The sequence below is a fragment of the Amycolatopsis sp. NPDC041971 genome (assembly GCF_055588925.1).
Genome location: NZ_JBVJCE010000007.1, coordinates 10,891 through 22,741 on the forward strand (window position 1 = coordinate 10,891; position 11,851 = coordinate 22,741).

The window sequence follows — 11,851 nt, forward strand, 5'->3', positions numbered from 1 at the left end:
TCTCCTCTCAGAGCGTGAAGGTTTCGGTGGACGAATGGGCCGGGTCGCCGGGGCGAACGTGCAGTTCCCCCCGATCCGGCCGGAGCACGACCGTGGCGACGGTCCTCTCGCGGCGGATGTCGCCGTTCCCGGCGACACGCACGGGGGCACGGGACAGCAGCGCGAAATGGTCCTCTGTGGACGCCTGTTCCGGCAGCCGTTCGATCCCCGCCTGACAGGCTTTGAGCCGCTGGAGCGAGAAATTGCGCGCGAACACGGTCAGTTCGTCGCGGGGGGCGAGGTCCGGATGCAGGAAGTGGTTCGTGTGCACGGATTCCGGCCCCTCGGTCGACCGCAGGTCGTCATCGGCGATCTCCACCCAGGCGGTGGTGGTGAGATCGCACAGGGTCACCGAACGCGAGCTGGCCAGCCGCAGGCCTCGTAGGGTCTCCACGGCCTCGGCGACGCTGTCACAGGTGTCGAGCAGATGCCGGATCGCCAGATACGGCGACGGCCCGTGGCGCCATTTCCCGGCCAGCACCAGATTCAGCCCGACGGCGAGGCCGGCGCCGTTGACCCCCAGATAGCCGAGCAGACCGCCGAAACTGAGCACGAGCGACCGTCGCGGCCCGGATCGGACGTCCAGGACGGCGAGGTGGTCGTCGAGATCGCCGTTGAGGTCGACGGTCTGCGCCAGCACGGGGTCGGAGCCGGTCCGCGCGTAGGTGGTGCAGTCGCCCATCGTCGGCAGTTTCTGGTAGCCGAGCACTTCGCGGCGCATCTGCAGCAGCACCGCCTCCTCGTGGGCGATGCCCGCCCCTTCGGCCAGGCCGCGGATCTCCGTGCCCAGGTCCGGGAGCTGTTCGTCGATCGCGCGGGTGTACTCGGCGAGGTCCGGGCGTAGCGCGTCGAGACTCAGCGGGTCCGGCGACAGCGCGTTGAGCCGGGCGAGACGGTCGCCGAGGAAATGGCGCAATCCCGTCGCCAGCGCCTCACCGTGCGCCCGGCCGCGGGTGAACGCGTCACCGTGGGCACGGACGAAGGGGACGGTCACGAGCCGCTCTCCTTGCCTTTCTTCCCCGCGAGCAGGGTGGCCGCCACGTCGGGCCATTCGGCGCGCAGGACGCTGTAGTAGACGGCGTCCCGGCGGCGGCCACCCGGCATCGGGTTGAAGCTGCGCAAGACGCCCTCCTCCACCGCGCCGATGTTGCGAAGCCCCTGCCGTGCCTGCTTGTTCAGCACGTCGGTCTTGAATTCGACCCGCTCGGCGTCCAGGACGTCGAAGGCTTCACGCAGCATCAGGTACTTGGCCCAGTGGTTGACGCCCTTGCCCTGGAACTTCGTGCCCAGCCAGGACCAGCCGATCTCCAGCCGTCCCGCGTCCTGGTTGATACTGCAGAAGCTCATGCTTCCCGCGATCAACCCGGTTTCCCGGTCGGTGATCACGTATACGACCCGGTCGCCGTTGGCCTGGTCGGCGACGGCGGCGTCGAAGAACGCGTCGAACTGCTCGTCGGTCTCGATGAGCTGCACGAAGTAGCGCCAGATCGCCGGGTCGAGTGCGAGTGTGCGCAGCGGCTCGCGGTCGGTTTCGGCTATCGGCCGGAGCACCACGTGGTCATCGGCCAGTTCGGTGCGGGCGAGATCGGCCCAGCGCTGCCCGGTCATTTCGTCACCGCCCCGGCGAGCGCGTCGGTGACGTCGCGCAGGGTGCGCATGGCCGCCACATCCGGCTCGGTGAACGTCTCCAGGCCGACTCCGGTGTCGTCGCAGGCGGACATCAGGAACATCACCTTCTGCATCGAGGTCAGACCGTAGCCGTCGGCGAGATCGCGGTCCGGGTCGAGTTCGGCGGGTTCGACAGGCTTGCTCAGCACCCGGGACAGGTTGTCCCGCACCGCGTCGTCGATGGTGGACGGTTCAGCAGACATGGACGCTCCCCTGGTCATCGTGGATCTCGTCGTGGTAGCGGTCGGCGATCCGCGACCGCAGCGGTTTGAACTGTGAGCTGAGCAGCCCATTGCCGGCACTGAACGGTTCGGCGGCGACGACCACCTTGCGGATCTGCTCGTCGGTTCCGAAAGCCGCGTTGGTGCGGGCGAGTTGTTCGGCGATCGCCGCCTCGTCGGCGGGCAGCGACGCCGGGGACACCACCGCCACCAGATACGTCTGGGAGGGGCAGAACAGCACGCATTCGGCGATGGCGGGACTGGTGCGCATATGGTCCTCCACCGGGCGCACCACCACCTTCCGCCCGTTCTCGAGCACGATCACGTCGTCGGCCCGCCCCTTGATGTAGAGATAGCCGTCGTCGTCCAGCTCTCCCAGGTCGCCGGTGCGAACCAGACCCGGTTCGGGGAACACCCGCTCCGACGCGCCGGGCGGCGCGAACTCGTAACGGTCGCACACCGGAGGCCGGCTGCGCACGCTCACGACGCCGTCCCCGTCGATCAGGACCTCTTTGTGCGGCAACACCTTTCCGACGCTACCGGGGCGATGCGCGCCGGGGTGGTTCTTCGCCACGACGCAGGTCTCGTTGAGCCCGTAGCCCTCGTAGATGGGCAATCCGGCGTCGGTGAAGAAGCGAAGGACGTCCTCGGCGGCCGGGGCGGAGCCGGTCCACAGGTAGCGGATCCGGTCGCCGAACACCCGGCGGGCGCCCTGGGCCAGTGCCTCCGACGGCGGGGTCTCCGGGCCGGCCCTGGCGACCTGCTGCTCGATGTAGGCCTTGGCGGTGGCGAAGAATCCCGGCACCCCCATCACCACGGTGGGCTTGACCCGACGCAGCGTCGGAAACGCGGCCTCGTAGGTGCTCAAGGTGACGTCGTGACCGTAGCGCAGGGCCGAATAGATCCAGTAACGCTGCTGCAGGACCGCCAACGGCAAGAAGACGAACAGGTTGTCGTCGGCGCCGTGCCGGAAGATCTCCTGCACGGCGGCGATCCCGGCGTCGATGCTGCCCGCCGACGCTGTCATGCCCTTGGGCTCGCCGGTGCTGCCCGACGTGAGCTTGAGGGTCGTGAAGTCATCCGGCCGGTAGCGCACCGGCTCGGGTGGGACGGCGTCCTGGTCGGTGGCCAGCGCGCGGACGTCGGCGAGCGGCTGGACCCGGTCGCCCTCCCCGTCGGCGAAGAGCAGTGTCAGGCCGTATCGGACGGCCAGTGCCGGGTCCGCGTCGAATTTGGCCGGGTCGAAGCCGACGGTGACCGCGCCGACGCGCAGTGCCGCGAGGTCCAGCAGCACCCATTCCAGGCAGTTGGGCGCCAGGATCCCGATCCTGTCACCGCGGCGGAGACCGAGATCGACGAGGGCACGAGCGAGCCGGCCCGCCATCTCGTGCACCTCGGACAGGTCGAGCTGCTCGGTGCGGTCGAGCCGGGCGAGGTGCAGCCGGTGCCCGGGTTCGGGCGGTGTCGTGTTGATCTCGTTCAGCACCCGGACGGTGGTCCCCGGTTCGGTGGTGGTCATCGGCGGTCCCCCTTCGGTGGGGCGGCCGCGATCAACGCGGCCATGCGGCGCACGGTGTCCAGTTCGGGCAGCCGATCCAGCGTGAAGCCGACGCCGAACCGTTTCCGGACGCCCGCGAGGATCCGGGCCGCGGCCAGCGAGTCGCCGCCGAGGTCGTACAGGGTCGAGGTGACGGGCGGGGCGTCGACTTTGAGCACCTTCGCCCACAGCTGCGCGACCTCGTGCTCCAACTCGGTGTCCGGTGGCGCTTCGGCGACGGCGACCGCGTCGGGTTTGTGCTGCTGCAGCCGGGCGCGGTCGACCTTTCCGTTACGGGTCAGCGGAAACGCGTCGTGCCAGTACACCCCGGACGGCACCATGTAATGCGGGAGCACCGCACGCACCTGCTCGCCGATCTCGTGGGCGGTGGGCCGCTCGCCGCCGGCGGGCACGAGATGCGCGATTAGCCGGTCGCCCCGGCCGCCGGACTGGCGGGCCACCACGGCGCGGCGAACCGCGTCCAGTGCGAGAAGCCTGGTCTCGACCTCACCCGCCTCGATGCGGTAGCCGTTGACCTTGATCTGGAAGTCCGACCGGCCGAGGATCTCGATCTCCCCCGTGGGCAGCCACCGGCCCAGGTCCCCGGTGCGGTAGATCCGTTCGCCGCGGACCGGGTCTTCGAAGAACCGCTCCGCGGTCCGCTCCTCGTCGTTCCAGTAGCCGCGCGCCAGGCCGATGCCCGCCGCGCAGATCTCGCCGGTGACCCAGTCCGGCAGGTCGCGGCCCGCCGCGTCGAGCACGTAGGCCCGGTTGTTGGCGTTGGGCCTGCCGTAGGGGATCGTCTCCGAGCCGTCCTCGTCGGTGCCCACCGGATGCGAGATGTTCCAGATCGTCGTCTCGGTCGGCCCGCCCAGCGAGATCACGTCCAGTCCGGGGCGGATCGCCCGCAGCGCGGCCGGGAGCGCCGGGGGCAGCCGGTCGCCGCTCATCATCACCAGCCGCAACGTCCGCAGGGATTCGGCGCCGTCGGCCTCGGCCTGCTCGAGCAGCAGCCCGACGATGGCGGGGACCGAGTTCCACACGGTCACCCCCGCCTGGTCGCACAGCCGCAGCCAGTGCACCGGGTCGGCCGCCTGGTCGGCATCCGGCAGCACGACGGCCGCACCGGCCGAAAGCGCACCGAACACGTCGTAGACCGACAGGTCGAACGAGAACAAGCTGATGCCGAAGAACCGGTCACCGGGACCGACGCCGAACCGGCTGTTGCAGTCGGCGACGACGTTGGCGACCGCGCCGTGGGTGACCATGACGCCCTTCGGCCTGCCGGTGGTGCCGGAGGTGTAAAGCACGTATGCCAGGTCGCCCGGATCGGCGTCGGGCAACGGGCTCACCGGCTCGACTGTCTCCGCGGGGCGCGTCAGGTCGAGGTCGAGAACCTCGCGCTCGTCGTCGCCGTAGCCGGAGTTGGTCAGGACGAACCGGGTTCCGCCGTCGGCCAGCATGAGCGCACGCCGCTCGGCGGGCAGTCCGGCGTCGACCGGCAGATACGCGCCTCCGGCGAGAACGACGGCGAGGATGCCCGCGACCTGCTCGGGGCCGCGGGTCATCACCAGCCCGACCGGCTCGTCGCGGCGCACTCCGCGATCACGCAGCCAGCGCGCCGCGCGCTGGACGTGCGCGTGCAGGTCGCGATAGTTGATCTCGGCCGTGCCGGTGATCACCGCCGGAGCGTCCGGAGTGGACTGAACCTGTGCCAGGAAGCGCTGGGGCAGAACCGGGTCCGGGATCTCGGTCGCGGTGTCGTTGACCTCGGTCCGGCGGCCGCGCTGGTCGTCCGGGCGCAGGTCGAAGGTCCGCCTCGACCAGGCGTCCGGGTCCCGTAGTTCGCCGAGCAGCCGCTGGTATCCACCGACCAGCGCGTCGACGAGTCCTTCGGGGAACAGCTCGTCGACACTGTCGAACTGGACCACGACCCCGCCGTGCTGCTCGTAGGGTGACACGTCCAGCCACACCTGCGGGGTCTGGCTCTCGGTGTACACCTCCGGCCCGAACAGCTCCATCGCCGACCCGTCGGCGCCTTCGTAGCCGATGGCGCTGTTGAAGGTGTAGGGCATCCGGGCGTCCGCGCCGTCCCGGCGGGCCAGCTCGCGCAGCACCTCGATGCCGGAGAAGTGCCGGTTGTCCAGCGACTCGCGCAGCGATGCCTGGATGGCGCGGGCCCGGTCGGCGAACCCGCCGCCTGCCTCCGGCTCGACCTGTACCAGCATGGTCTCGCCGAAGTTGCCCAGCGCGGTGTGGATCCGGGGATGGATCGGCGGCCGGTTGGCCACCGTGGCGTTGAGGGTGAACCGCTCGCCCGCGCCCCAGCAGGCCAGTACTTCGGCATAGACCGCCAGCAGCAGCCCCGACGGTGTCAGCCCGTGCCGGGCGCCCAGCTCTTTCAACGTGGTCCACTGTGGACGATCGAGCCGAGCGAAGCGAGCGGTGAACCGGGCCTCCGCGATCGCCGCCGGGCCGGTGCGCAACGGCAGATCCGGACACGGCGCCAGGTCGTCCAGGCGGGCCAGCCAGTACTCCTTCGACCGTCCGGCCGGGGCCTTGGTCCGGGCACGTTCCCGCGCTGCGACGAAGTCGGCGAACCTCGCTTCCTCCCCCGCGTCCGCCGTCGCACCCGTATACGCGGCGTGCCACTGCTGGAAGAACAGGAAGACGCTGATCGCGTCGAGGACGAGACCGTCGTGGTCGACGTGCAGCAGCATCTCCTCGTCGGAGAGCAGGGTGACCGCGACGGCGAGCAGCGGCGCTTCGTCGGCCGGGAGGCTACGGTGACCGCGGTCGGCGCGCACCGACTCCCGGTGGGCGTGCTGCTCCTCGGCGGATTTGCCGCGCAGGTCGTACCGGACGATCGGGACGTGCGCGGAGCGCTGCTCGATCTGGAATCCGTCCTCGGTGAACCGGGTGCGCAGGATTCCGTGCCGGGCCACCACCGTGTTCAGCGCGCTTTCCAACCCGTCGATGTCCCAGCTGCCGGAGATCTCGTGGTAGATGTGGCTGGCGGAGCCGATCTCCACCTGCCGGTCCCGGCCGATCAGATAGCCGCGTTGCAACGCGGTCAGCGGCGTGCCGGGCGGAGTGTCCAGATATTCGACCAGTTCGGCTTTGTGCGCCTTGACTTTCGCGATCAGTTCGGCGTCCATCCGCTCGCGCGGCCCCTGCAGTTTCAGGTCCGAACCCGAGAGGCTGACGCTGAGTCCTCGCGAGCGGAGTTCGCGAACCACCTGAGCCGCGGTCTCTCGTTCGATCGTGGTCATCGGCTCACCTCCGCGTGTTTGCGCACCACGTCCTCGGGCAGCTCCTTGACCAGGGTGTCGGCGAGCCTGGCGACGTCACCGCCGTTGAGCAGCGTCTCCAGCGAGACGTCGGCGTCCAGCTGGTCGGTCAGCTGGTACTGCAGCGCGACGGCTTGAATCGACTGCATTCCCAGCTCCGCCAGGGAGAGATGCGCCACGGGCTCGTCGGCGGGCAGCCTCAGCACCTCGCGAACCACGTCGGACAGCCAGGGCAGCAGGGGCGACTCGGCGGCGCTTTCCTGCTTCGCCCCGAAGAACGTGCGGCCGGCGAGGGTCACGGTGGTTCCCGCGGGGACCAGTTCCACCGTCCGTGGCCAGCTCCGTTCGGCGGGCAGCCCCAGTGCCTCGGCGAGGGCACCCGCGAACCGGGGCACCACCGGGGTGCCGCAGGTGGCCAGCAACCGGGCCGCCGCCACCTCGAGCGCGAGGGCGGTGCGCGCCTCGTCGGCCCAGTCACCGAGATGCGCGGCGGCCGACTCCCCGGCCGCGAACACGCGGGTGTCTTCGACCAGGCCGAGAAGGTGGGCAGCGGCGGAGTTCAGGGAAAAGCCGTCGGCGCCCAGTGCACGGGTCAGCGCGGTGAGCCGCTCGGTGAGCCTGGCCAAAAAGGCGGTGTGTTCCGGGGTCCAGATACCGGCGTCGGGCACCTTGCCGCCGTGGTCGCGGGCGAGACGCTCGCCCAGACCGGCGAGCCAGCCCTGCCATTGGCCTTCGAGCGTTTCGCGGGTGAAGACGTCGAACTCGTCCGGATCGAAGTTGGTCCGCCTGCCCTCCGGGCGGGTCAGCGCCAGATAGAGCCGGTACGCGTCCGCGGTCTCGGGACCGAGCACGTCGCGCCCCCACACCGCGTGACGGCGGCTGGTGGAGAACTTGCTCTGCTGGAGCAGGTAAAACTCGTTGACGTGGTAGTCGATGTCGGGCTCCCAACCCGGATACGCCGCCCGGTAGAGCGCCGGGTAGGCGATCGGGTGGAAGAAGGTCCCGTCGGCCCCGAGGAAATGCACGATCTTCCAGTCCTGGTCCGGATCGGCGGCTTTCCAGTCATGGCCGATGCGCGCACCCAGCGCGCCGATGCCGTGCAGGAAGCTGTAGGCCAGGTCGACCCACGACCAGATGACCTGTCCGTCCACATCGGACTCGTCAGGGGCCAGTCCCCAGTCGGAGGGATGGGTCAGCGGGAACTCGACGGGACCGTCCGACAGCACCCGGGCGGCCAGTTCCTTGACCGAGGCGGGTACCCGGCCCCGGCGATGGTGGTCACGGACATAGTCGGCGAGTTCGTGCAGGGACAGCTGATAGCGGCGCACGGTGCCACGGCGGGGCGGGGCACCGGACTCGACCGACACCGGGTTTCCGAGATCGGCCACCGAGTTGGGCTCGCGGCAGCCTTCACAGATGTTGCCGCCGGTGGTCTGCCCGCAGGACGGGCAGCTGCCGGTGACACCGGATTCGAAGAGATACTTGCCCGATTCCGGGTCGAACAGCGCGTCGGCCTCGGTCAGCCGGACCGGAGCTGAGCCTGCCAGCGCGCCGAAGAAGGCGCGCAGCCCGTCCGGGTAGGTGTCGTCGACGCTGGTCGCGGTGAACTGATGGACTTCGATGTCCATCGCGGCAAAGGTTTCGCGGATCCGCTCGCTGTAGTGGGCCGCGGTGTCCAGCGCGCTCCGGCCTTCCTTCGCCGCGGCCGCCTCGACGTAGTTCTGGTAGTCGTCGGTACCACAAAGGTGCCAGGCCTGGACGCCGTTCATCCGCTGGAACCGGGTGTAGGCGTCGGCGGCGAAGAACGGCCCCGCGAGGTGTCCCAGATGCAGATCCCCGTTCGGGGTCGGGGCGGAGGAGAACACGAAGACCGGACGCTCACCGAACCGGCGGCGCACCGATTCCCCGGCGGCGGCCGTCGCACGGGTGAGGTCGCGCCAGAAGAACGACACCAGTACCAGGTCGGTCTCTCCGTTGTTGGTGACGTAGTGGGTTTCGAACGGGTCGAACCGGACGACCGTCCCGGCCTCGATCCGGTAGCCGGCACCGTCGACGACCAGGTCGCCGCTTCCGGCGACGAGGACCCATATCTCGGTCTCGTCATGCTGGTGGGTCAGCGACCGCACGCCGGGTGCCACCCGGCCCCAGGACGCCCCCACGCCCAGGTCGTCGTCCGCGCCCGGATCCAAGGCCGCGACATCGATGCCGAACGCCCGGGTCAGTCCTTCGCCGGTGAACGTACTGATCTCCACGATCAACTTCCTCCCATTTCGAGCAGGTCGGCCGCGCGGGCGGCGATGGCGGGCCCGAGCCGGTAGCCCGACCCGTTCGCCGCGCCCGCGAAGACGACCCGGCCATCGCCGAGCACACGCACCGCGGGCTCGCCGGTACCGCTGTAGGCGTCGCAGAAGACTCGTCCGGAGATTCGGTCGGCGGCCATCGCGGGGACGTGACGCCGCAGGATCTCCCGTGCTTCGTCCAGGTTGTGTCCGGTCAGTCCCCTCGACGGGGCATCCGGATCGACGTCCCATTCCGGGCAGGTGTAGCTGAAGAGCCAGTGCCCGCGTTCGGGCAACGGCAACAGGAAAGCGTCTTCGCGCTCGAAGATCACGGCCGCGTCGTGCGGGGCAGGCCGTCCGCCGACGTGCAGTGCGACGACCTTCTTCACCCTCGCCCTCAACGGAGCCACCATCGCCCGCCACGCGGGGGCGGCCAGCCACGGCCCCGGAGCGAGCACCACTTTGCCCGCGGTCAGGTCCTCCCCGGTTCCCAGCCGCAGGGCAACACCATCCCGGTGCTCGGTCACCGCTTCCACCCGCACCGCCTCACGTACCTCGGCATCCGTGCGCAGATCGGCGGTCAAGGCGCGGGTCATCTGAGCCACGTCGGCGTAATGGCCGCCTTGGACCGACCAGGCGACCGAACCCGGCGGCAAAAGCACTCCATCCGGCAGGTCATCGGTGGCGGTGAGATCGGCTTCGGGCAGATAGTCCGTGCGCAGTTTCGGCTCGTCGGCGGAAGTGCCCACGACTCGCATGGCCACCGGGTGAAGAGGTAACCCGGGACGGTCCTGGAGCAACCCGCGGTAGTGCTCCTGGCTGAAGCGGGCCATTTCGCGCACCGCCGCGGTGGCGCCTCGCGGGACGTGCAACCCGGCCGACCGCAGTGAGGCTCCGCCGCCGACCAGCTCGCGGTCGAGCAGCAGCACCGACGCCTCCGGCGCGCGCCGGATGATTTCGCGAGCGGTCAGGCAGCCGATGATGCCCCCGCCCAGCACGGCGATGTCGACTCGACCCCGGACGCCCGCATCCCGGTCGCCGGCGGCTCGATGCGCGGTGCCGGCCGTCGCCGCGCTCACGTCCGGTCCAGCGCGTCGGTGGTGTGCTTGCCCGCCCAGTCGATGAAGGGCTCGAGCTGTTCGTTGGAGTGCACCCCGAGCAACCGGTCCACGATCCGCTGGCTGCGCCACGCGATCAGGCTCAGATTCGGGTCGGCGAGACCACGCTGTTCGCGGACTCCGTTCTGCAGGAACACCGAGCGGTCGCGGGGGCCGTCCCAGCGGATGGCGAAATCCTTGTCCACGATGTATTCCTCGCCCTCCCGGGCGAGTCTGTCCTCCAGCGGCGAAAGAAAGTCCGCCGTCGCGGGGCGATAGCCGGTGGCCCAGACCACGGAATCGGCCTCGACATGCTCGACCAGGCCCGGGTCGTCGTTGCTTTCGACGGTCAGATCCCATGCGTCGCGGTCCGCGGTGACGCCGGTGACAGTCCGGTTGGGCAGGAGGGAGAAAAGGTCATCGGCGCCATCGACGAACCGGCGGGCGTAGCAGCGCTGGTAGATCTCCCGCAGCGTGGACTCGGAGATCCCGTCGCTGGTCAGCACGTTCTGCGCGTTGAGCGCCACCCGGGCGGGACGGTCGAGGCCGAAGAAGTAGTCGGAATAGCTGGGAACGAAGTACTCGTTGGTGAACGGTGTGTCGTCGATCGGGAAGTAGTTGTGCCGACGGGAAACCCAGGTCACCCGGCGCGGTAGTTGGTCCACGGGGCGGGAAAGCAGGTCGAGGAAGACCTCGGCGCCGGATTGCCCGCCGCCGACCACCGAGATCCGTTTTCCCGCGAAATCCCGGCTGTGCGATACGAAATCGGCGACGTGGAACTGTGATCCGCCGAGTTTTCCGCGCGCTGGTTCGGGCACCCAGGGTTTCGTGCCGATCCCCACCACGACGTTGTCCGCCGTGGCCGTTCGTTTGGTGGTGCGGACGACGAACGACGAACCGTCGAAGTCGACCTCACGGACCTCTTCGCCGAAGCGGACGTTCTCGTTGGCCTTACTGGCCCACTCGAGGTAGTTACGGAACTCCTGCCGTGGCACGGCATCGAACTGGGCGTTGATGAAGTGGTAGATCCGGCCCTGTTCGTGCAGGTAGGACAGGAAGGAGAAGCGGCTGGTCGGATCGGACAGCGTGACCAGGTCCTTGAGCAGCGACACCTGCAGGGTCGCGCCCGGTATCTGCTGTCCGTCGTGCCAGCCGAACCGCTCTTCCCGGTCCACGAAGATGTTCGCGACCCCGTCCCGGTCGTGCAGCAAGGACGCCAAACTGAGGTTCGCGGGCCCCACTCCGACTCCGAGGCAGTGGTAGTGCGCCGTCTCCTGGTCCGGACGGCGCGGTGAAGGAGCAGTCACCTCGAGACTCTCCTCTCGCGGGCCGCATCCGGCCGTCGTGTTCCGCTGTTGTGGATCTTTCCGCGCATCGGGACCCCTTTCCGTACTGCCGTCACCTGTACTTTCGTGAACGGTCCTCAGTGCGTCGCGCCATCGAGGATTCGAGTGCTCTCTGGCGCGAGCGATCCGCACTCCAGTTCGAGGAAACGCTGAATTGACCCTGTTCGCTGAACCGGGTTGGCTGTCTTGGCCGCTCGGCGCACCCCAGGCCCCACCGTCGCGAACGAGCTGTCGCGGATAAGGACCACACCATGAACAACTGGCGTTCAAGCCGATTCCGCCGCCATCACTGACGTCAACAGCAACGCTAGCACGTAGATAACCCACAGCACACGACAAGTGGTGATTTTCTGGTGAACCACAACGGAAATCTC

At 69.2% G+C, this 11,851-nt stretch carries 8 protein-coding genes; all 8 read right to left on the minus strand.

Annotated elements, in window-relative coordinates; translation table 11 throughout:
• Window positions 1-7: 7 nt before the first annotated feature.
• Genes ACZ6DT_RS16115 through ACZ6DT_RS16150 form a run of 8 tightly spaced genes read right to left on the minus strand, consistent with a single transcriptional unit; the run spans window position 8 to window position 11,438 of the window.
• Window positions 8-1,033: a C45 family autoproteolytic acyltransferase/hydolase gene (locus ACZ6DT_RS16115; RefSeq protein ID WP_465594916.1), complete on the minus strand. Its 1,026-nt coding sequence runs from the start codon at window positions 1,031-1,033 to the stop codon at window positions 8-10.
• Window positions 1,030-1,647 (minus strand): GNAT family N-acetyltransferase, encoded by a 618-nt coding sequence (locus ACZ6DT_RS16120; protein ID WP_465594919.1) that lies wholly within the window; start codon window positions 1,645-1,647, stop codon window positions 1,030-1,032. The genes ACZ6DT_RS16115 and ACZ6DT_RS16120 overlap by 4 nt, the downstream gene beginning before the upstream one ends.
• Window positions 1,644-1,910 (minus strand): acyl carrier protein, encoded by a 267-nt coding sequence (locus ACZ6DT_RS16125; RefSeq protein ID WP_465594922.1) that lies wholly within the window; start codon window positions 1,908-1,910, stop codon window positions 1,644-1,646. Before ACZ6DT_RS16125 ends, ACZ6DT_RS16120 begins: the two co-directional genes overlap by 4 nt.
• Window positions 1,900-3,447 (minus strand): AMP-binding protein, encoded by a 1,548-nt coding sequence (locus tag ACZ6DT_RS16130; RefSeq protein ID WP_465594925.1) that lies wholly within the window; start codon window positions 3,445-3,447, stop codon window positions 1,900-1,902. The genes ACZ6DT_RS16125 and ACZ6DT_RS16130 overlap by 11 nt, the downstream gene beginning before the upstream one ends.
• Window positions 3,444-6,737: a non-ribosomal peptide synthetase gene (locus ACZ6DT_RS16135; RefSeq protein WP_465594928.1), complete on the minus strand. Its 3,294-nt coding sequence runs from the start codon at window positions 6,735-6,737 to the stop codon at window positions 3,444-3,446. Before ACZ6DT_RS16135 ends, ACZ6DT_RS16130 begins: the two co-directional genes overlap by 4 nt.
• The gene (locus tag ACZ6DT_RS16140; RefSeq protein WP_465594931.1) at window positions 6,734-9,007 is read right to left on the minus strand and encodes a class I tRNA ligase family protein; all 2,274 of its coding nucleotides are present in this window, start codon (window positions 9,005-9,007) and stop codon (window positions 6,734-6,736) included. Before ACZ6DT_RS16140 ends, ACZ6DT_RS16135 begins: the two co-directional genes overlap by 4 nt.
• 2 nt (window positions 9,008-9,009) lie before the next feature.
• A complete protein-coding gene (locus ACZ6DT_RS16145) occupies window positions 9,010-10,113 on the minus strand; it encodes an NAD(P)/FAD-dependent oxidoreductase (RefSeq protein ID WP_465594934.1) in 1,104 nt (367 codons plus the stop codon).
• The gene (locus ACZ6DT_RS16150) at window positions 10,110-11,438 is read right to left on the minus strand and encodes a lysine N(6)-hydroxylase/L-ornithine N(5)-oxygenase family protein (protein WP_465594937.1); all 1,329 of its coding nucleotides are present in this window, start codon (window positions 11,436-11,438) and stop codon (window positions 10,110-10,112) included. The genes ACZ6DT_RS16145 and ACZ6DT_RS16150 overlap by 4 nt, the downstream gene beginning before the upstream one ends.
• Between the last annotated feature and the right edge of the window lie 413 nt (window positions 11,439-11,851).